Origin of the sequence: Streptomyces sp. NPDC045431, assembly GCF_040646655.1 — a bacterium.
Taxonomy (GTDB): domain Bacteria; phylum Actinomycetota; class Actinomycetes; order Streptomycetales; family Streptomycetaceae; genus Streptomyces.
In genome coordinates this window covers 205,237-224,122 of the sequence record NZ_JBEZAQ010000003.1, presented here as the reverse complement: position 1 = coordinate 224,122, position 18,886 = coordinate 205,237, and the positions used below count along the sequence as shown (strand labels likewise).

The following is an 18,886-nucleotide window of genomic DNA, read 5'->3' as shown; positions in this document are numbered from 1 at the left end:
GGATATGACTCTGCGACATCGAATGGGGCCCCGGAATACGTTTCCGGTGGCACAAGAATGCCCCGGCACGAAATACCACCGAGGTCACCGGCGGGCCCGGTTCCGGCACGTTCGTGCCAGGCACAACCGTGCATCCGCACCGCCATTGCGCCGCACCGGACGCGCCCCCATGCTCGGCGCCATGCCTCGGATCGCCTTCACCACCTTCGCGGTGCTCAAACAGCCCTACCCGCACCTTTCCAACACCGATTTCAACGAGCTGGAACCGCTGGTTTTCGGCGCCTCGGAAAGCAGCCCCGGATTCATCGCCCGGGCCGAGGCCGTCGATTCGACGGACACCAAGTGGACGAACTTCGGCCGCGACTACGGTGCCTGGGGGAAATTCGAGGCCCCCTCCTTCTACACCGGCGGCAGGGACGACGACACCGACACCCGGGCCTCCACCCTCTCGCTGTGGACCGACCTGTCATCGGTACGGGCCTACGCCTACAGCGGCATCCACCGGCAGGCGCTGCGCGACCGGCGGCGCTGGTTCGTCTCCCTCCCCCACCGGCTCTACGCGGCCTGGTGGGTCGCGGACGACGTGATCCCGACCTGGCGCGAGGCCTGCCTGCGCCTCGAGATCCTCAACGAGTTCGGGCCCACCGCGCACGCCTTCGACTTCAAGCACCCCTTCGACCCCGACGGCAACCCCCTCTCCCCCTCCGAGGCCTCCCATGCCTAGACCCGCGTCCCGTCCCGCCGCCACGACCGCCGGCGCCGCCCACGGCCCCTCGCCGAACGCCAAGGTGCTGCTGATCGTCCTCAGCGCGGCCGCCTTCCTGCTGACCCTGGCCGGATCGGCGCTGAAGAACACCGTCCAGGTGTACTTCGTGCCCATGGCCGACACCTTCGGCGGCTCCCGGGGCGCGCTCGCCTGGGCCACCACGCTCTTCGCCGTCACCGTCGCCGTGGCGTCCCCGCTCGTCGGCGCCCTGGCGGACCGGCTGGGCGGCGCGGCCACGCTGGCGCTGGGCACCGCGCTGTCGGGCGTGGCGCTGATCGGCTGCGCGCTCGCCGGCGAACTGTGGCTGTTCGTCGCGGTGTACGCGCTCATCGCCGCGCTGGCCTCGACCATGCTGTCGTACGTACCGCTGGGCGTCCTGGTGGACGAGCTGTTCCGGGACGGCCGCAAGGGCCTGATGTACGCGCTGCTCACCAACGGCGCGGCGGTCGGCTTCGTGGTGCTGGTGCCGCTCTGGTCGTGGCTGGGCACGTGGTCGTCGTGGCAGGACGTGCTGCTCGTGGTGGGCCTGGTCTTCCTGTGCGTCCTGGCCCCGCTGGCCATGCTGGTGGCCCGGGGGTCGAACCGGGTCGCCGCGCGCCCGGAGGCGGAGGACACCGTCTCGTCCGATCCCGGACCGCGGGCGCTCCGGCGGCTGTCGTTCGGCGAGCGGCTGCGGCTGACGGCCGGGAACCCGGACATGCGGCGCCTGTCGCTGGCGCTGTTCGCCTGCGGGGCCACGATGGCCTTCATCGACGTGCACTTCATGCCGCTCATGCACGACCACGGCCTCGGCCACACGGTCAGCTCCACGGCCGTGGCGCTGCTCGGCGTCTTCGAGATCGCGGGCGGCCTGCTGGCCGGCTGGCTGTGCGACCGGGGCTGGATCAAGGGCGTCCTGCTCAGCGCGTACGCGGTGCGCTGCGTGGCGATGGTGCTGGTGGCGCTGAACCCCACCGGTGCGGTCGTCATCGCCTTCGGCGTGGTCTTCGGCGTGAGCTACCTGGCGACCGTCATCGCCACCACCATGTGGGCCGCCCGCGTCCTGCCCGTGGAGGTGCGGGGCTTCGGCATGGGTCTGGTGTGGACGGTGCACGCCCTGGGCACGGCGCTGACCAGCGAGGTCGGAGCGGTCATGGCCGACGCGACGCACGACTACTCGGTGGTGGCGCTGGGCTGCGCCGGCCTCGCCGCGGCGGCCTGCGTCCTGGTGCTGGCCGGCCGGGTCCCCGAGGCGGCGCAGACCGGCGAAGCCGACGCGACCGATACCGGCACGTCCGGCCCCGATGCCGGCTCGTCCGGTCCCGGCGGCGGTACCGGTACCGCCGCCGCCTCCGAGGCCGACGCCCCCGCCGACGCGGACACCGCCCACCGGGCGGAGCCCGCGGGAGCCCGCTGACGGCCGCGCACCCCTCACCCCTTTCTCCAAGGAGCAACAGTCATGGCGGATTCCGCCCCGCTGCACAGACGGCTGCGGGAACTTCCCCGGAGCGCCTGGGTCATCTTCTCGGGCATGTTCCTGATCAAGTTCGGGAACTTCCTCAACGTCTTCCTCGTGCTCTTCCTCGTCTCGCGCGGTTTCTCCGCGTTCCAGGCCGGTGCCGCCCTCGGCCTGGTGGGGGTCGGCGCGTTCATCGGAAACGCCGTCGGCGGCACGGTCGCCGACCGGTTCGGCCGGCGGACCACCATCGCCGTGTCGATGTTCGGCAGCAGCGCCGCGACGGTCGCCGTCCCGCTGACGGACGGCCTGCTGTCGACCACCCTGCTGGTGACGCTGGTCGGCGTCTTCGCCCAGTTGTACCGGCCGGCGGCCGGCGCGCTGCTGGTGGACGTGGTGCCGGAGGCGCAACGCGTCATGGCGTTCGCCGTGCTGCGCCTCGCCATCAACGTGGGCATGGCGATCGGCCCGCTCGTCGGCGGTCTGCTCAGCGGCCACTCGTACACGTACGTGTTTATCGGCGACGCCCTGTTCTCCCTCGCCTTCGGCGTGCTGGCGCTGCTCACCCTCCCGGGCGGCCGTCCGGCGCCGGCCGCGGTCCCCGGGGCGGCGGCCCCCTCCCGCAAGGGCGGGTACCGCGAGGTCTTCTCCGACCGGCCGTACCTGCTCTTCCTCGGCTCGATGGTCGCCGCGACCTTCGTCTACGGGCAGTCCACCGCGACCCTGCCGCTCCACGTGCGGGACGCGGGCTTCGACAACAGCGTCTACGGTCTGCTGCTGGGCCTCAACGCGCTGCTCTGCGTGGTGATCGAGCTCCCCCTCACCAAGCACACCGAGCACCGCACCCCGCGCCGGGTGATCGCGGCGGGGCTGCTGCTGCTCGGCGTCGGCATGGGTCTCACCGGTGCGGTGGACGCGGTGTGGCTGCTGGCCCTGACGGTGGTGGTGTGGACGGTCGCGGAGACCGTCTACACGCCGATCGCCAACGCCTACCCCGCCGAGTTCTCCCCCGCCCATCTGCGCGGCCGCTACCAGGGCGCGGAGGGTCTCGCGCACACCCTCGGCGGCGCGCTCGGCCCGGCGGTCGGCGGTCTGCTCTACGGGATCTCGGCCCCGCTGCACTGGGTGGTCTGCGCGGCCGTCGCCGTACTGGGCGCGCTGCTGGTCCTGGGCGCGAAGCCCCGCACCCCCGCGCCCGCCGCGACCGACCCCTCCCAGGGCCGGCCCGCGGCCGCCCCCACCGATCCCGCACAGGCCCGGCCCGCGGCCGCCGCCCCGATCACCGTCCCCGTGGAGCCCGCCACCGCGCCCACGGGCCCCGCGTAGCCGCCGGGCGACCGGCCGCATCCTCTGCACCGGAGCCACCACCGCCCCGACGCGGCAGGCGCTCCCCCACCACCGAAAGGTATGCCAGCACATGAGCACGACCACCACACTCGACAGCGTCCTCGGCGACGCGGACGTCCACCGGATCGACATCCCGTCGGCCACCGAGGACCCCGCGGCGTACGTCACCGCGCTCCTCGAAGTCGCCGGTGAACGCGACCCGTTCGAGGTCCTCGCCAAGACGCCCGTCTGGGCCCGGCAGCTCTTCGCGGACCTGCCCACCGAGCTCGCCGAGACGGCCCCGGAGCCCGGCGAGTGGCCCGCCGCCTTCACCGTCGGCCACCTCTTCGACGTGGACATCGTCTACGGCTTCCGCTGGCGGCTGGTGGCCACCGAGGACAACCCCGTCTACCCCGGTTACGACGAGCAGCTCTGGGCGCCGCTGCCGCGCCTTCCGTTCCGGCAGATGCTCGACGCGTGGACCGGGCTGCGCGCCTCCAACGTCGCCCTGCTGGGGGCGCTCCCGCCGGAGGCCTGGCAGCGCACCGGCCGCCACGGCGAGCAGGGCGGCGAGACGATGGAGGTCATGATCCGCAAGGTCGTCGGCCACGACATCGCGCACATCAACCAGATCTACCGGGCGATCCGCATGGTCCGCCGCGCGGCCGGCCTGGACGTGGCGGAGCTGGACGCCACCTACCTCTCCCTCGGCCTGGCATAGCCCCACGCCCCTCACCGCACCCGCCTCCCCGTGTCCGGCGCCTCACCGCGCCGGCCGTGGGGAGGCCTCGTCATCGGGCTTCCCGATAATACTTGATACCTTCCCGAAGGAATGCTTTCCTGTCGAGGAACCGACACGCGAGAGACGGGGGATCCATGGTTGCGCGCACACGGTGGCAGCCTCTCGCCGACGAGTCCCGGAGCGGGGCCCCGACGGCGCACGGGGTGGGGGAGCTGCTGCGGGAGGCCTCGCGGATTCCCTCACTGGCCATCAAGTACCGGTCGTTCCTGGACGAACCGGGGGCGGAGCCGCCGCTCGACGCACTGCCGGTGCTGCGGCGGGAGGAGCTGTCGCGGGCGGTCGAGGAGGTCATCGACCTGAACAAGCTCGGCCGCACCTGGGGCGAGGCGTCGTCGCTCTGGGCCGTGGGGGGCTCCCTGGGCTCCCCGGGGCTGAGCCTGCTCCCGGAGGACCTGTACGTCGCACAGGTGCGGCGCAGCTGGAGCCCGGTCGGCCCCGCGGACGTGGTGGCCAATCTGCACCCGCTGGAACGGATGCGCCCCGACCACCAGTTCTTCCACCGGTTCACCACCGAGTCGGGCGCCACCGCCCTGCCCTTCGGCCGCCTGCCGAGCGGGAAGCACGACGACTGGCCCGACCTCTTCGCCCGGCTCGGCGTCACCGCCATCGCCGCGCCCGCGGAATCGGTGTGCCGGCTGCTCGGGGACGCGGTCGCCGGGCGCCCGCTGCCCTGGCTGCGGACGCTGCTGCTCGGCGGCGCGGGGCTCGACCGGACACCGGACCGGGCCGTCGCCGACTGCTTCCCGTACACCGAGGTGTGGCGGCTGTACGGCTCTCCGGCCACCGGGCCGATCGGGCAGCGGGGGCCGCTGTGCCTGGCCGACGTCTACCACCCGCTGGAGCACCAGCACGTGGAGGTCGTGGACGGCCGGCTCCTGGTGACGACGTTCGACCCGGGCCGGAAACCGCCGCTCATCCGGTACGACACCGGCGACCGGGGCGAGTACGCGCGCTGCGTCTGCGGCCGGCCCGGCCCGGCGGTGCGCCTGTTCGACCCCTCGTCACCCTTCTTCCGGCTCCACGGCCGCACCGTGTCGGCCCAGGAGCTGGTCGAACTCGCCCTCGGCACGGGGGACGTGGTGGCGGCGCACGTCGCCGTCGACCGGGCGGGGCACGAGGAGCGGGCGCAGCTGCGGGTGCGGCTGGCGCCGGGCGTACCGGACGACTCCTACACCCTCGACTGGATCCGCTACCAGGTGCTGGAGAACCACCTCGTCATGACGGGCTGCGTGCTGGAGCACCCGGACGCGTTCGAGGTCGTCACCGCCGACGAGTCCACCGGCGCTTCCGCCGGGTCCGCCCTCGTCCACGAGACGTTCTGACCCACCTCAAGCAGGCCCCCGTACCACGCCGCCTGGCAGCCATACGAAAGGAACCAAGCATGTCCGAACACAGCACGCGTACGCAGCAGTCGCCCCTCGCGCAGGCCGATGACGAGATCCTCGTCGCCGTGCGGGCGGTCGCCCCCGAGCACGACGAGGTGATCAAGGCGGAGCCGCTGCCCGAGGGCTGGATGCCGGGCTGGGACGTCGCGGGCGTCGTGCTGCGGGCGGCCCCGGAGGGCTTCGGCCCCAAGCCCGGCGACCGGGTGGTCGGCCTGGCCACCGGCGCCGAGTGGGCCCCGTGCATGGCGCTCGCCACCGAGTACGCGGTCGTGCTGCCCGACCACGTGAGCTTCGAGCAGGCGGCGGCGCTGCGGGTCGCGGTGCTGACGGCCCTGCGCCTGGTGCGCGGCGCCGGTCCGCTGGCGGGCCGGCGGGTCCTGGTCACCGGCGCCGAGCACGGCATCGGGCGCCTGCTCGTCGAGCTGGCGGCGGCCGTGCGGGCCGAGGTGACGGCGGTCGTGCAGGACCCCGCCACGGCGGGGCCGGTCGCCTCGCTCGGCGCCGCGCGGGTCGTGACGGACGCCGCCGACGCGCAGGGCGTCTTCGACGTGGTGTACGAAGCCGTCTCCGGTGACGTGACGGCCGCGGAACAGGGCCTGGTGGCCGGGGGCGGTGTGGTCTTCCTCTACGAGAGCTTCGCCGCGAACGGCGCCGACATCGGCTTCTTCCGGTTCTTCGGCGGCCCGGAGCAGGCGGGTCTGCGGCACTTCGTCCTCCGCACCGCCACCCCCGGCGACCGGGAGCTGGCCCAGCTGCTCGACCTGCTGACGACGGGCGAGCTGTCCTTCGGACCCGCCCCGGTGAGGGTGAAGGCGATGGCGGAGGCGACACCCGCGGCCTGAGCCGCCACGGGTCAGGAGGACGACGGCTTGGCCGGCGCGCCCGGGAGGGTGGCCAGGGCCTTGGAGCAGCGGGACAGCTGCTCCAGGAAGCGTTCGGCCTCGTCCGGCTCGAAGTGGTCCGTGAGCGCCCGCTCCACCTCCTCCACCGCCGCGTCCGCGCGCTGGAGGAGGGAGCGGCCGGTACGGGTGAGCCGGGCCTCCAGGATGTGGCTGTGGATCGGGTGCGGCTTCCGCTCGACCAGGCCGCGCCCCTCCAGTGTGGAGAGCACGGAGGACATGGTCTGCGGTGTGACCATGCAGCGGCGGGCGAGCACCGAGCCGGACAGGCCGGGCTCCTGGAGCAGCGCGTAGAGCACGCTGTACTGCGGGACGTTGATCTTGAAGGGGCGCAGCACCGCGTGTTTGGCGGAGGTCAGTTCCTGCTCCACTCGCTTGATGTGCTGCCCCAGGCGCTCATGCTTCGACGGGTCCATGGGCTGAGATTACCTGTAGACGTCTTACTTCCCTAGGTCCTCTTACCCACTGAGCAGTAAGTCATCTTGCATCTATAAGATATCTTACTAATACTGGGGGTGAAGGGCCGGCTACGCCGCCGGCCCGTGAACCGAGGAGCCCCCATGCCCACCACGCCACCGTCCGTTCTCGACCGCGACCCCGCCTTCGCCCTCCATCGCGGCGGCAAGCTGGCCGTCCGTTCGACCGTCGAGGTGACCGACGCGGAGCAGCTCTCCCTCGCGTACACCCCCGGCGTCGCCCGGGTGTGCACGGCGATCGCGGAGGACCCCGACCTGGCCGCCGACTACACCTGGGCCGCGCGCACGGTCGCCGTGGTCTCCGACGGCACCGCCGTCCTCGGTCTCGGCGACATCGGCCCGGCCGCGGCCATGCCGGTGATGGAGGGCAAGGCCCTGCTCTTCAAGGAGTTCGCGGACGTCGACGCCGTACCGATCTGCCTGGCCACCACCGACGTCGACGACCTGGTGGAGACCGTCGTACGGCTCGCGCCCTCCTTCGGCGGCATCAACCTGGAGGACATCAGCGCGCCCCGCTGCTTCGAGATCGAGGACCGGCTCCGGGAGGCCCTCGACATCCCCGTCTTCCACGACGACCAGCACGGCACCGCCGTCGTCGTCCTCGCCGCGCTGCGCAACGCCGCCCGGCTCACCGGCCGCTCGCTGTCCGACCTGCGCGCCGTGGTCGCGGGCGCCGGCGCCTCCGGCATCGCCGTGAGCCGGATCCTGCTGGATGCGGGCATCGGCGACCTCGCCGCGGCCGACAGCAAGGGAATGCTGCACACCGGACGCGAGGACCTCAACCCCGTCAAGGCCCGCCTGGCCCGGGACGGCAACAAGGCCGGTTACGCCGGCTCGGTCGAGCAGGCGCTCAAGGGCGCCGACGTCTTCATCGGCCTGTCCGGCGCCACCGTGAGCGAGGAGGCCATCGCCGCGATGGCCCCGGACTCCATCGTCTTCGCCCTGTCCAACCCCACCCCCGAGATCGCGCCGGACGTCGCCGCCCGCCACGCCCGGGTGGTCGCCACGGGCCGCAGCGACTTCCCCAACCAGATCAACAACGTGCTGGCGTTCCCCGGCATCTTCCGCGGCGCCTTCGACGTCCGCGCGACCGCCGTCACCGAAGGCATGAAGCTGGCCGCGGCCGAGGCCATCGCCGCCGTCGTCGGCGACGACGAGCTGAGCGCCGACCACATCGTGCCGAGCCCCTTCGACCCCCGGGTCGCCCCCGCCGTCGCCGCGGCCGTCGCCGAGCAGGCGCGCCGGGACGGTGTGGCGCGGCTCTGACCGGCATCGATCCCCGACCACCCCACTCGCAACGAAAGGGACATCCCACGCTATGAGGCTGCCCGCCCAGCCCCTGGGCTCCACCGGCATCGACATCTCGCGCACGGGCTTCGGCGCCTGGGCCATCGGCGGCGACGGATGGCGCTACGGCTGGGGCGCACAGGACGACATCGCGTCGATCGCCGCCATCCACCACGCCGTCGACAGCGGCATCAACTGGATCGACACGGCCGCCGTCTACGGACTGGGCCACTCCGAGGAGATCATCGGAAAGGCACTCGCCTCCCTGCCGCCGCACGCGCGCCCCCACGTCTTCACCAAGTGCGGCCTGGTATGGGACGCGTCGAACCCGTCCGCGCCCCCGCACCGGATCATGAAGCCCGAAAGCGTGCGCCGGGAGGTGGAGGACTCGCTGCGCCGGCTGAACGTCGAGCAGATCGGCCTCTACCAGGTGCACTGGCCGGACACCGGCGAGTCGCTCGAGTACGGCGGGCCGGAGGGGGAGGTCTCCCCCAACGCCACACCGCTCGAGGAGTACTGGCAGGTGATGGCCGACCTCAAGGCCGAGGGGAAGGTACGGGCGATCGGCCTGTCCAACCACTCCGTCGCGCAGCTCGAAGCCGCCGAGCGCATCGCGCACGTCGACGTGATCCAGCCGCCGTTCTCCGCGATCAACCGCTCGGCCGCCGAGGAGATCGCCTGGGCCGCCGCGCACGGCACCGGCGTGATCGCCTACTCGCCGATGCAGTCGGGCCTGCTCAGCGGCGCCTTCTCGGCCGAGCGCGCGACGGCCCTGCCGGCCGACGACTGGCGGTCGGGCCACCCCGACTTCACGACGGGCCTGACGGCGAACCTGCGCCTGGCCGACGCCCTGCGGCCCGTGGCCGAACGGCACGGGGTGAGCACCGGCGCGGTCGCCGTCGCCTGGGTACTGGCGTGGCCGGGTGTCAGCGGCGCCATCGTCGGCGCCCGCACGCCGCAGCAGGTCGGCGGCTGGATCGCCGCGGCCTCCCTGGAGCTGACGGACGCCGACCTCGCCGAGATCGCGGCGGCCATCGAGGCGACGGGTGCCGGGTCCGGTCCCGTCCGGCCCTGACCCGCGCGCACCGCGCCTCCCCTGCCGCCGCCCCCTTCCCCCCTCCCGCCTTTCCCCCTCCCCCACGCACCTGACCTGCCGAGCACCTGAGGAGCCGTCATGTACCACATCGCCGTCGCCTTCGACGTACCGGCCGAGCGGCGCGCGGAGTTCATCGCCGCCGCCCTCGCGGACGGCCGCGACTCCCTCGCCGACGAGCCGGGCACCCGGCGGTTCGAGCTGATCGCCGACGCGGAGGACCCCAACCGCTTCTACCTCAACGAGGCGTACGAGGACGAGGCCGCGTTCGACGAGCACTGCGCCGGCGAGCACTTCGCCCGCTTCTTCGCGGTGATCGAGGAGTTCGCGGAGGGCCCGGCGTGGCTCATCCGCGGCACACGGGTCGACGACCACGCCGTTGCCGCGGCCTGACGGCGCACGCCGCCCCGTACGACGCGAGTCCGTACGGGGCGGGGGCGTACGACGCGAGGGGGCGGTCCCGGTATCCGTACCGGGACCGCCCCCTCGTACCGCTCCCCCGCGGGGCCGCGGCTCAGGACGCCAACAGCAGCACGGCGCCCACCGCCAGGGCGGGGACCGTCGTCAGGACCGTCGTCAGGAACGCCGCGCGGGCGTCCCGGGCGATCAGGGGCAGCAGGGCGTCACCGTCCTGGCTGACGGCGTTGGCCACCAGAGTGGGCAGCGGAACCCCGCCGGCGAGGTAGAGCGTGGTGAACGCGATCTGCACCGCGCAGCCCGGTATCAGCCCGATGCACGCCCCGACCACGACGCCGAGCCAGTCGTGCAGCGGCAGTTGGCTCCCGTCGAAGCCGGTGAGCGTCTCCACCAGGGTCCAGGCCAGGTAGATGACCGAGACCCACACCACGATCAGGGCGAGTTCGCGGGCGCCCGCGGCGAGCGCGATCGAGGGGCGCTGCGGCGAGATGCCGTCGTCGTGCTGGGCCGTGCCGCGGTGCGCGACCAGGACCATGGCGCACAGCACGGTGCCGAGGAAGCCGAGCACGAGGTACGGGTCCCAGCCCCCGGCGATCCGGGTCAGCGTCGCCGCGTCGACCAGCTGGAACGCCACGGGGACGGCGACGAGCGCCGCGAGCCCGGCGACGACCCACAGGGCGAGCCTCAAGGCACCCGCGGCGGTGGCCGCCGGAGCCGCGTCACCGGCGACGGCACCCGACGCGGCACCGGGGACACCGCCGGGCGTCCACGCGCCGGCGCCGCCCTTGAGCGACCCGCCCGCGGACGCCTGCGCGCCGACCGTCCGCCGTGCGCCGCCGCTCACCAGGACCAACTCCCGCACCTCGGCGGGCGCGTGGTCCTCCGCACCCCGGGAGGAGAGGCGCTCCGGGGTCAGGCGCAGCGCGTCCACGGCGTAACCGGTGACCACGCCCGTGGCGAAGAGCAGCGCGTGCACCTTGAGCGCCATCAGCGGCTGCGCCGCGAAGATCACCCAGGAGGAGTCGCCCATGGTGGCGGCCACACCGGCGACCACCGTGCCGAACGAGATGGCGCCCCGGGTGTAGAGCGGGGTCAGCAGCAGCGCGCCCGCGCAGCCGGGCGAGACCCCGAGGAGGGCGCCCACCACGGGCCCGAAGCCGCGCCGCCGCTCCAGCAGGGCGAGCAGGCGGTCACCGTACCGCCAGCGCAACCAGGCGAAGGCTCCCACCAGGAGGGCCACGAACACACCCACCTGCATGAAGCCGTCCGCCAGCGGGCGGACCAGGGTCTCGATCACGTCTGTGCTCCTTGGAGAGGCCGTACGGGGAGTGCGGCGCGCGGGTACGTCGCGGGGCGTCCGGCGGCGCGGCAGCACCAGAACTATACGATCTCTTATGGTTATTCGTAGCCGGAAGTTTGATCGATCTCTGAATCTGGGCTACGGTTCCACCGTTCCCCCTCGCCAACTCGACTTCGGGTACCGGCCTTTGGCTGCCCGCAGCATTTGAGAGGAGATCCCCATGTGCGGACCTCAGATCATGAACGCCGTCTATGGCGATGACTTCAGAGCCGAGCACGATCTGATCCCCACCCGCCAGGCGGGTAGCGAGCAGACCATCCAGACCGCGCAGGAGGCTCGCAAGGCCGGCTTCGGTGCCAACTCCAGCCGCCGCAAGCTGCTCGGCGTCGGCGGCGCGCTCGCCGCCACCGTCGCGGGCATGGGCCTGTTCGGCGCCAAGCCGGCCGTCGCCGCGAGCTCCGCCGCGGGCAACGTGGACAAGCTGTTCTCCCGCCGCCGCAAGGTCGTGGACATGAGCCACCCGTGGGGCGAGGACTTCCCGGTCTACCAGCCGTACGTCGCCCCGCCGAAGATCTGGCAGGTGGCCTCGGTGGACAAGGAGGGTTACAACACCAACCTGATGACCATCGACGAGCACAGCGGCACCCACATGGACGGCCCGAAGCACTTCGCCAACGGCCAGATCACCACGGACCAGATCGGTGCCGAAGACCTCATCGCCCCGATGGTCATCATCCGGCTGGAGGAGCGCGCCAAGCAGGACCCGGACGCGCTGCTCACCTACGACGACCTGAAGAAGTGGGAGGCGCGCTACGGCCGCATCCCCAAGGGCGCCATCATCTGCCTGGACAGCGGCTGGTACAAGCGGCTGCACACCCCGGAGCTGATCTTCAACCGGGACGCGGACGGGCACCCGCACTTCCCGGGCATCGGCTGGGACGCGGCGGAGTTCCTGGAGTCGCAGCGCGACGTCGTCGGCATCGCCACGGACGCCCCGAGCATGGACTCCGGCGCCCACGACGTCGTCGACCCGCGCAGCCACAAGATCCTGCTGCCCACGGGCCACTACGGCATCGAGTGGGCCGCCAACATGGACCAGCTGCCGGACAACGGCGCCATCGCCGTCATCGGCCTGCTCAAGCACATCGGCGGCTTCAGCGGCCCGGTCCGCATGTTCGGCATCTACTGAGCCGGACCGCACCCCGGTCGTACGGCGCGCACGGCGTCGCGGTGCCCGCGGGCTTCGGCCCGCGGGCGCCGCGGGCCCGCCACCCACCGCGGCCGCCCGGACGCGTCGTCCACCCGGCCGTGCCGTCCACCCGGCCGTGGCGTCCGCACGCCGCGTCGCCCGCACGCCGGCCCCGCTCCGGGCGGCCGGCTCCGCTCTCCCCCGTTCCGGAAGGAGCCCCCGATGTTCGGAAAGATCGGCGCCCCCGAGATCCTCCTCATCCTCATCGTCGTCCTGCTGCTGTTCGGCGCGAAGAAGATGCCGGAGATGGCCCGTGCGCTGGGCCGCTCCGCCCGCATCCTCAAGCGCGAGGCCGAGGCGATGAAGTCCGACGTCACCGCGCATGCGGCCTCGGCCCCCGCCACGGCGACGGGCCCCGCCACGACCCCGGCGCCCGGCCCGGTCACGGCCCCGCAGGCCGCCGTCGTCCGCACGCCCGTCGAGTCCGCCGCCCCGGCCGGCCTCCAGCACTGACGGACCCGGCACCCTCCACCACTCCACCACACGAGACGAGGACGAGATGCTGAAGTCGGCCCGCCTGCACACGCAGCCCCCCGGGGACGTGTCCACGGAGCGGCCCGCTCAGGCGGCGGGCACCGGCGACCCGCGTGGCGGTGACGGGAGGATGTCGCTCGTCGAGCACCTGCGCGAGCTGCGCAAGCGCCTCGCCATCGCCGTCGCCGCCATCCTGGTCGTCACCGTCACCGCGGCCTTCTTCTACGAGGCCATCACCGACTTCGCCACCCGGCCCATCCTCGACGCCGTCGGCTGCCGCTCCGCCTTCGCCGAGCTGGCGCGGGGCGAGGACAAGACCTGCGCGCGTCTCGTGCTCAACGGCCTGATCGCCCCGTTCTCCCTCGCCCTGAAGGTCTCGCTGGCCACCGGCCTGGTGGTCGCCGCGCCCGTCTGGCTCTACCAGCTGTGGGCCTTCATCGCCCCGGGTCTGCACCGCCACGAGCGCAAGTACACGCTGCTCTTCGTCGGCGCGGGCGTCCCGCTGTTCCTGGCCGGCGGCTTCCTGGCGTACCGCACGCTGCCCGTCATGGCGCGGGTGCTGCTGGACTTCTCCCCGGCCCAGGTGGACAACCAGCTGCCGCTCGACGAGCTGCTGGACCTGATCGTCCGCATGGTCGTCGTCTTCGGGTTCGCCTTCGAACTCCCCCTGCTGCTGGTCATGCTGAACGTGTGCGGCGTGGTCTCCGGCCGGAAGATGCTCGGCTGGTGGCGCTGGATGATCATGGGCGTCACGCTCTTCTCCGCCATCGCGACGCCGAGCACCGACCCGCTGTCGATGCTGGCGCTCGCCGCGCCGCTGTGGCTGCTCTACGCCCTCGCCACGGTGGTGGCACTGCTCCTGGACCGGCGCCGGGCCCGGTCCGCCGCGGGCGGCCCGTCCGACGACGAGGCGTCAGCCCTGGACTTCACCCCCGAGGAGATCGAGGAGCCGGAGCCGGAGCCGGTCCCCGCGGGACGGCACGCGTGACCCGCCGGGAGGCACACCGCGGCGGAGGCTCACACGCCCACCGGCTCGGGCACCGTACGCCGGTAGCGGCCCGGCGCGATGCCGCGCTGGCGGGAGAAGGCCCGGGAGAACGCGAACTCCGAGGCGTACCCCACCGCCTGCGCGATGTCGCCGACCAGCTCGTCGGTGTCGCGCAGCATCCTCGCGGCCCGGTCGATCCGCAGCCGCGCCAGGTACGCCAGCGGGGAGCTGCCGACCAGCGCCTTGAACTGCCGGGCGAAGGCCGGGCGGGACATCGCCGCGGCCCGTGCCAGGCTCTCCACCGTCCAGGGGCGCTGCGGTTCCTCGTGCATGAGGGACAGCGCCGTCCCGATGCGCGGATCGCGCAGCGCCGTCAGCCAGGACGGGCCGGGGCCCTCCCCGCCGCCCCCACCACCGTCCCCGCCGTCGTCCTCGCGGAGTTCGAGCCAGGCGCGGACCACCTGCACGAACAGCACGTCGGTCAGGCGGGTCGCCACGGCGCGTGCCCCGGGCCGGTTCCTGCCGGTCTCGGCGGCGAGCAGCCGGATGGTGCCCTGCAGATCCGGGTCGGCGCTCATCCCGGGTACGTGGATGACCTCGGGCAGCACGGACAGCACCGGGTGCCGGCCCGCCTCCCCCTCGTAGGAGAACTTGCCGCAGACGATGCGGACGGCCGCACCGGCGCCGCCCAGGTCCATGACGCCGTCGCGGCCCGGCGGATGGGCGGATTCGAGATCGGCGTACCGCACCGCCGTCGCGTCGGGGGCGCCCGCGAGCTCGTGGGGCTCACCGCGCGGGAGCAGCACCACGTCCCCGGGCACCAGGTGCAGCGGCGGGCGGCCCCGCGTCCGCAGCCAGCAGGTGCCCTCGGCGACGAGGTGGAAGCCCGCCGTGGGCAGCTGTTCGAGCCCGCAGCCCCAGTCGGGGCGGCCGGCGCGCAACTGGGCCAGCAGCACTCCGCTGAACCGGGTGGCGGCCAGTACGTCGGCGAGTACGTCCATGTCGCACACCCTAGCGGGAAAACCACACTTCCGAACGCGACATGAGACGCTCGGGCAATTTTTCTAGAGCTTCTGTCATGGAGCGTATACACCGCGCTCCTTAACGTTAAAGCACCGCTTCGGCACCGCCACGGAGGAAGACACGTCATGAAGCTAGGCATCGCCATGTTCCCCGCGGACTTCGCGATCCGCCCCGACGAACTGGCCCGGGCAGTCGAGGAGCGCGGCTTCGAGTCGCTCTTCCTGCCGGAGCACACCCACCTGCCCGCGACCGAACGCACCCGCGGCGAGGTCGGGCAGCTGCCCGACCACTTCTCGCACACGCACGACCTGTTCGTGGCGCTCAGTTACGCCGCCGCGGCCACCACGGAGCTGCGCGTGGCCACCGGGATCTGCCTGGTCCCCCAGCGGGACCCGATCGCCACGGCCAAGGCCGTCGCCACGCTCGACGCGCTCTCCGGCGGCCGCGTGCTGTTCGGCGTCGGCGCCGGCTGGATCCCCGAGGAGCTGGAGAACCACGGCACCGACCCCGGGCAGCGGTGGGCCGTCCTGGCCGAGCGGGTGAAGGCCATGCGGGAGATCTGGACCAACGACGTCGCCGAATTCCACGGCCGCCACGTCGACTTCGGCCCCGTCTGGTCCTGGCCCAAGCCCCGGCAGACCCCGCATCCGCCGGTCCTCGTCGGCGGCTCGGGCGCCAACGTGGCGCGCCGCGTCCTCGACTTCGGCGACGAGTGGATGCCGCACGCGGGCATGCCGCTGGACGAGCTGTCCGCACGGATCAGCGCCCTGCGGCAGGCGGGCCGCGACGCCGGTCGCACCGACGACGTCCCGGTCACCGTCTTCGGCGCCGAACCCGACGCGGCGGGGCTGGAGGCCCTGCGCGACCTCGGCGTCCACCGCGCGGTGCTGTACGCGCCCCCCGTCGGCGCCGACGGCGTCAAGAGCTTCCTGGACACCGTGGCCCCGCTGGTCACCAAGTTCCAGAACTGACTTCGTCCCCCACGCGGGGACGGACTTTCCCGGTACAGGAAACACACGGAATGGAGACACCCATGAGCAAGGTCTGGTTCGTCACCGGCTCGTCCCGCGGCTTCGGCCGCCAGTTCGTCGAGGCGGCCCTGTCCCGCGGCGACAAGGTCGCCGCCACGGCCCGTGACGCGCGGTCCCTCGCCGACCTGAAGGCCTCCTACGGCGACGCGGTGCTCACCCTCGACCTCGACGTGACGCACAAGGACGCCGTGTTCGCGTCCGTCAAGCAGGCCAAGGAGCACTTCGGCCGCCTCGACGTGATCGTCAACAACGCCGGTTACGGCCTCTTCGGCGCCGTGGAGGAGCTCGACGAGCAGGCGCTGCGCGACCAGCTGGAGACCAACCTGTTCGGCGCCCTGTGGGTGACCCAGGCCGCCCTGCCGTACCTGCGGGAGCAGGGCAGCGGCCACATCGTCCAGATCTCCTCCACCGGCGGCGTCGCCGCCTGGCCGCTGGTCGGCGGCTACCACGTCTCCAAGTGGGGCCTGGAGGGCCTGAGCGAGTCCCTGGCCCAGGAGGTGTCGCACCTCGGCATCAAGGTCACCCTGGTCGAGCCCGGCGCGTACGCCACCGACTGGGCCGGCCCGTCCGCCGCCCAGTCCGAGCCGATCCCGGCGTACGACGGTGTCCGTGAGGCGCTCGGCGCGTTCATGCAGACGCTCGACCTCGGTGACCCGGCCGCCGCCGGCCGTGCGCTGCTGAAGGTCGTCGACTCCGACAACCCGCCGCTGCGCGTCTTCTTCGGCACGCAGGGCAACGAGATGCTGCCGCAGGTCTACGCCGACCGGCTCAAGACCTGGGCCGACTGGCAGGACGTCGCCGTCGAGGCGCAGGGCTGACCGCCTGCCGGACGGCACGCGAGCGCGGCGCGAAAGCGGCGGGCCGCCACGGAATCCACCGTGGCGGCCCGCCGCTTTCGCCCTGCGGGGTGCGGGGTGCGGGTGTCAGGAGGAGGGCCTGAGCGTCCGGCCGCTGAGGGTGATGGTGTCCCCCTCGACCGTGCCGTCGGCGGCGGCACCGGAGTCGGCGCGCAGCCGGAGGGTGACGCCTTCAAGGGTGTACCGGCCGGTGTAGGCGGCCTTCTGTCCGTTGTAGTCCTCGCTGAAGGTGCCGTCGCCGCGCAGTTCGAGGCGCAGGCTGCCGTCGGCGGCGGCCCATACGCCGTCGAGGCGCGCGCCCCGGCCGTCGCCCCCGCCGGGCGCGGGCGCGGACGTGGGCGCGGAGGTGGGCGCGGGCGCGGGCGCGGAGGTGGGCGCGGCCTTCTCCGGCGCGTCGGCGCCCGGCGTACCGCACGCGGTGAGCACGGCGGCCAGCGCCACGGCGCCCAGGGCGCCGCCGACGGCGCGGCGCGCCGCGGGCCCCCGGCGCCCCGTACGGCCGGGGCGGGGCGTACGACCGGGGCGGGGCGCACGGCCGGGGCGGAGGTGTCCGGTGGTCATGACGCGGTCCTCCGGCGGCCGGGGCTCATCCGCGCAGCACGGCGCGCGCCAGCAGCAACCGGCACCGCAGCGCCATGTGCCGGGCGTGCCGGTACCTCTGTCTCGCGATCCGCTGCCGCGCGCGCGTGGACGGTGAAGGGTTCATGGAAGCGTTCTCCTCCTATTCCTCCGAAAACCAGTGAGTGCAGGGCGTCCTCGGCCCCTTGGCGCAACCGGGCGCGGCGCTGTGCGGCCACGTGCCGGGCGACCAGCGCCTGCAGTTCGGGGTCGAGGTCGGTCAGGACGGTGTGCGTGCTCATGGGTTCCTCGGTTTCCTCTCCTGGGGGATGCGTCCCGGACCGGACAACGGCCCCGGTTTCCCGGGGCCGTTGCCGTCGTCACGGGCGCGGGGTCAGCCGACCGGGGCCTGAAGCTCCCGCTCGCGGTGCTCCGGCCGTGCGTACCGGGTCGGCGCCCAGCGCAGCAGGGCCGCGCCGACGGTCATGCCGCCGCCGAAGCCGGCGAGGAGCACGATGTCGCCGTCGGTCAGGGCGCCTTCGCGGTGCGCGAGGTCCAGCGTGATCGGCACCGACGCGGAGCCGGTGTTGGCGTACCTCTCCAGCGCCAGGTGGAGCGTCGCGTTCCGCAGGCCCAGCCAGGGCCACACGTCGGCCAGCATCACGCCGTTGGCCTGGTGCGGCACGAAGTGGACGACGTCGTCGGGGTTGACGTCCGCCTTGACGAGCAGGTCGCCCAGGGCCTGCGGCAGGTTCTCCTGGACGAAGGCGCGCACACCGCGGCCGTCCATCCGGAAGAAGTGGCCGCCCTCGTCCACAGTGCGCGCCGTCGCGGGCATCCGGCTGCCGCCCGCGGGCACGCTGATCAGCCGGTACTGGTCGCCGCGGGTGAGCAGACTGGTCTCCAGCACGCCCCGGTCCTCCGGGACGGGTCCGAGGACGACGGCCCCCGCCCCGTCGCCGAAGAGGATCGCCGTCTTGCGGTCCGAGTAGTCCAGGATCCGCGAGTAGATGTCCGCGCCGATGACCACCGCGTGCTTGCCCTCGGGCGCGCCGCGCAGCATCCGCTCGGCCACGGTCATCGCGTACACGAACCCGCTGCACACCGCGTTGACGTCGAACGCCGCGGCGTTGACGGCCCCGATCAGGTGCTGCACGATGCTCGCCGTCGCCGGCTGCGGGTGGTCCGGTGTCGAGGTCGCCACCACGATGTACGCCACGTCCTCGGGGCGTACACCGGCCTGTTCGAGGGCCCGGCGGGCGGCGTGCGCCGCCAGGTCGGACGTGGCGTGCCGGTCGTCGGCACGGCGCCGCTCCCTGATACCGGTCTTGCGCACGATCCATTCGTCGGTCACACCGGTGCTGCGGGCGATCTCCTCGTTGGTGACCACCTGCTCCGGCAGAAACGATCCGGTTCCCAGGATTCCGATGGGTTTCATACTGCCTCCTGTTCTGCGGCGGGCCGCCGCACGGCGGCCCGCCGCCGTTGCTCGGCGACGGCGAAGTGCCGGGGTGGCCGGT

General features: G+C 73.1%; 19 protein-coding genes. 14 read left to right on the top strand and 5 right to left on the bottom strand.

Features of this window, described 5'->3' with window-relative positions; all coding sequences use genetic code 11:
• Positions 1-181: 181 nt before the first annotated feature.
• The 6 genes from AB0A69_RS09570 (at position 182) to AB0A69_RS09545 (ending at position 6,556) form a co-directional block, all read left to right on the top strand.
• Positions 182-724: a DUF3291 domain-containing protein gene (locus tag AB0A69_RS09570; protein WP_361417517.1), complete on the top strand. Its 543-nt coding sequence runs from the start codon at positions 182-184 to the stop codon at positions 722-724.
• Positions 717-2,162 (top strand): MFS transporter, encoded by a 1,446-nt coding sequence (locus AB0A69_RS09565; protein ID WP_361417514.1) that lies wholly within the window; start codon positions 717-719, stop codon positions 2,160-2,162. Before AB0A69_RS09570 ends, AB0A69_RS09565 begins: the two co-directional genes overlap by 8 nt.
• A gap of 42 nt (positions 2,163-2,204) precedes the next feature.
• On the top strand, positions 2,205-3,527 hold the full coding sequence (locus AB0A69_RS09560; RefSeq protein WP_361417511.1) for an MFS transporter: 1,323 nt from the start codon (positions 2,205-2,207) through the stop codon (positions 3,525-3,527).
• Positions 3,528-3,618: 91 nt separating this feature from the next.
• On the top strand, positions 3,619-4,248 hold the full coding sequence (locus AB0A69_RS09555) for a DinB family protein (protein ID WP_361417508.1): 630 nt from the start codon (positions 3,619-3,621) through the stop codon (positions 4,246-4,248).
• Between the two features lie 155 nt (positions 4,249-4,403).
• Entirely contained in the window at positions 4,404-5,651 is a 1,248-nt protein-coding gene (locus tag AB0A69_RS09550) for a hypothetical protein (protein WP_361417505.1), read from the top strand.
• Between the two features lie 59 nt (positions 5,652-5,710).
• Positions 5,711-6,556: an alcohol dehydrogenase gene (locus AB0A69_RS09545; RefSeq protein ID WP_361417502.1), complete on the top strand. Its 846-nt coding sequence runs from the start codon at positions 5,711-5,713 to the stop codon at positions 6,554-6,556.
• A gap of 11 nt (positions 6,557-6,567) precedes the next feature.
• Here AB0A69_RS09545 and AB0A69_RS09540 read toward each other — a convergent pair whose 3' ends face one another.
• Entirely contained in the window at positions 6,568-7,029 is a 462-nt protein-coding gene (locus AB0A69_RS09540; protein ID WP_361417499.1) for a MarR family transcriptional regulator, read from the bottom strand.
• A 144-nt stretch (positions 7,030-7,173) separates the two neighbouring features.
• On the opposite strand from AB0A69_RS09540, the gene AB0A69_RS09535 reads away from it, so the two are divergent.
• The 3 genes from AB0A69_RS09535 to AB0A69_RS09525 all read left to right on the top strand — a co-directional run bounded on the left by AB0A69_RS09535 (position 7,174) and on the right by AB0A69_RS09525 (position 9,862).
• On the top strand, positions 7,174-8,355 hold the full coding sequence (locus AB0A69_RS09535; RefSeq protein ID WP_361417496.1) for an NADP-dependent malic enzyme: 1,182 nt from the start codon (positions 7,174-7,176) through the stop codon (positions 8,353-8,355).
• A gap of 52 nt (positions 8,356-8,407) precedes the next feature.
• Positions 8,408-9,451 carry an aldo/keto reductase gene (locus tag AB0A69_RS09530; RefSeq protein ID WP_361417493.1) on the top strand — a complete coding sequence of 348 codons (1,044 nt, stop codon included), beginning with the start codon at positions 8,408-8,410 and terminating at the stop codon, positions 9,449-9,451.
• A 99-nt stretch (positions 9,452-9,550) separates the two neighbouring features.
• Positions 9,551-9,862 carry a putative quinol monooxygenase gene (locus AB0A69_RS09525; protein WP_361417490.1) on the top strand — a complete coding sequence of 104 codons (312 nt, stop codon included), beginning with the start codon at positions 9,551-9,553 and terminating at the stop codon, positions 9,860-9,862.
• A 121-nt stretch (positions 9,863-9,983) separates the two neighbouring features.
• Here AB0A69_RS09525 and AB0A69_RS09520 read toward each other — a convergent pair whose 3' ends face one another.
• Positions 9,984-11,183, bottom strand: coding sequence for a putative manganese transporter (locus AB0A69_RS09520; protein ID WP_361417487.1), 1,200 nt, complete (start codon positions 11,181-11,183; stop codon positions 9,984-9,986).
• A gap of 223 nt (positions 11,184-11,406) precedes the next feature.
• Here AB0A69_RS09520 and AB0A69_RS09515 point away from each other — a divergent pair, with 223 nt between their 5' ends.
• From AB0A69_RS09515 to tatC, 3 genes are all read left to right on the top strand, one after another.
• Entirely contained in the window at positions 11,407-12,375 is a 969-nt protein-coding gene (locus AB0A69_RS09515; protein ID WP_361417483.1) for a cyclase family protein, read from the top strand.
• Positions 12,376-12,597: 222 nt separating this feature from the next.
• Positions 12,598-12,888: a Sec-independent protein translocase subunit TatA gene (gene tatA / locus AB0A69_RS09510; RefSeq protein ID WP_361417480.1), complete on the top strand. Its 291-nt coding sequence runs from the start codon at positions 12,598-12,600 to the stop codon at positions 12,886-12,888.
• 151 nt (positions 12,889-13,039) lie between these two features.
• The gene (tatC, locus tag AB0A69_RS09505; RefSeq protein WP_361418426.1) at positions 13,040-13,897 is read left to right on the top strand and encodes a twin-arginine translocase subunit TatC; all 858 of its coding nucleotides are present in this window, start codon (positions 13,040-13,042) and stop codon (positions 13,895-13,897) included.
• A 29-nt stretch (positions 13,898-13,926) separates the two neighbouring features.
• Here the strand turns inward: tatC and AB0A69_RS09500 are convergent, their stop codons facing one another.
• Entirely contained in the window at positions 13,927-14,898 is a 972-nt protein-coding gene (locus AB0A69_RS09500; RefSeq protein ID WP_361417477.1) for an AraC family transcriptional regulator, read from the bottom strand.
• Positions 14,899-15,045: 147 nt separating this feature from the next.
• Here AB0A69_RS09500 and AB0A69_RS09495 point away from each other — a divergent pair, with 147 nt between their 5' ends.
• Both AB0A69_RS09495 and AB0A69_RS09490 read left to right on the top strand, forming a co-directional pair.
• Positions 15,046-15,891, top strand: coding sequence for an LLM class F420-dependent oxidoreductase (locus AB0A69_RS09495; RefSeq protein ID WP_361417474.1), 846 nt, complete (start codon positions 15,046-15,048; stop codon positions 15,889-15,891).
• Between the two features lie 62 nt (positions 15,892-15,953).
• Positions 15,954-16,769 carry an SDR family oxidoreductase gene (locus AB0A69_RS09490; RefSeq protein ID WP_361417471.1) on the top strand — a complete coding sequence of 272 codons (816 nt, stop codon included), beginning with the start codon at positions 15,954-15,956 and terminating at the stop codon, positions 16,767-16,769.
• 105 nt (positions 16,770-16,874) lie between these two features.
• Here the strand turns inward: AB0A69_RS09490 and AB0A69_RS09485 are convergent, their stop codons facing one another.
• Complete coding sequence (locus tag AB0A69_RS09485; RefSeq protein ID WP_361417467.1) at positions 16,875-17,369, bottom strand: Atu4866 domain-containing protein; 495 nt, start codon at positions 17,367-17,369, stop codon at positions 16,875-16,877.
• A 391-nt stretch (positions 17,370-17,760) separates the two neighbouring features.
• Complete coding sequence (locus AB0A69_RS09480) at positions 17,761-18,804, bottom strand: ketoacyl-ACP synthase III (protein ID WP_361417464.1); 1,044 nt, start codon at positions 18,802-18,804, stop codon at positions 17,761-17,763.
• Positions 18,805-18,886: the final 82 nt, after the last annotated feature.

Excerpts from the sequence above, each read along its gene's own strand:
- AB0A69_RS09570 (WP_361417517.1), top strand. The coding sequence starts at position 182 with ATGCCTCGGATCGCCTTCACCACCTTCGCGGTGCTCAAACAGCCCTAC.
- AB0A69_RS09565 (WP_361417514.1), top strand. The coding sequence starts at position 717 with ATGCCTAGACCCGCGTCCCGTCCCGCCGCCACGACCGCCGGCGCCGCC.
- AB0A69_RS09560 (WP_361417511.1), top strand. The coding sequence starts at position 2,205 with ATGGCGGATTCCGCCCCGCTGCACAGACGGCTGCGGGAACTTCCCCGG.
- AB0A69_RS09555 (WP_361417508.1), top strand. The coding sequence starts at position 3,619 with ATGAGCACGACCACCACACTCGACAGCGTCCTCGGCGACGCGGACGTC.
- AB0A69_RS09550 (WP_361417505.1), top strand. The coding sequence starts at position 4,404 with ATGGTTGCGCGCACACGGTGGCAGCCTCTCGCCGACGAGTCCCGGAGC.
- AB0A69_RS09545 (WP_361417502.1), top strand. The coding sequence starts at position 5,711 with ATGTCCGAACACAGCACGCGTACGCAGCAGTCGCCCCTCGCGCAGGCC.
- AB0A69_RS09540 (WP_361417499.1), bottom strand. The coding sequence starts at position 7,029 with ATGGACCCGTCGAAGCATGAGCGCCTGGGGCAGCACATCAAGCGAGTG.
- AB0A69_RS09535 (WP_361417496.1), top strand. The coding sequence starts at position 7,174 with ATGCCCACCACGCCACCGTCCGTTCTCGACCGCGACCCCGCCTTCGCC.
- AB0A69_RS09530 (WP_361417493.1), top strand. The coding sequence starts at position 8,408 with ATGAGGCTGCCCGCCCAGCCCCTGGGCTCCACCGGCATCGACATCTCG.
- AB0A69_RS09525 (WP_361417490.1), top strand. The coding sequence starts at position 9,551 with ATGTACCACATCGCCGTCGCCTTCGACGTACCGGCCGAGCGGCGCGCG.
- AB0A69_RS09515 (WP_361417483.1), top strand. The coding sequence starts at position 11,407 with ATGTGCGGACCTCAGATCATGAACGCCGTCTATGGCGATGACTTCAGA.
- tatA (WP_361417480.1), top strand. The coding sequence starts at position 12,598 with ATGTTCGGAAAGATCGGCGCCCCCGAGATCCTCCTCATCCTCATCGTC.
- tatC (WP_361418426.1), top strand. The coding sequence starts at position 13,040 with ATGTCGCTCGTCGAGCACCTGCGCGAGCTGCGCAAGCGCCTCGCCATC.
- AB0A69_RS09500 (WP_361417477.1), bottom strand. The coding sequence starts at position 14,898 with ATGGACGTACTCGCCGACGTACTGGCCGCCACCCGGTTCAGCGGAGTG.
- AB0A69_RS09495 (WP_361417474.1), top strand. The coding sequence starts at position 15,046 with ATGAAGCTAGGCATCGCCATGTTCCCCGCGGACTTCGCGATCCGCCCC.
- AB0A69_RS09490 (WP_361417471.1), top strand. The coding sequence starts at position 15,954 with ATGAGCAAGGTCTGGTTCGTCACCGGCTCGTCCCGCGGCTTCGGCCGC.
- AB0A69_RS09485 (WP_361417467.1), bottom strand. The coding sequence starts at position 17,369 with ATGACCACCGGACACCTCCGCCCCGGCCGTGCGCCCCGCCCCGGTCGT.
- AB0A69_RS09480 (WP_361417464.1), bottom strand. The coding sequence starts at position 18,804 with ATGAAACCCATCGGAATCCTGGGAACCGGATCGTTTCTGCCGGAGCAG.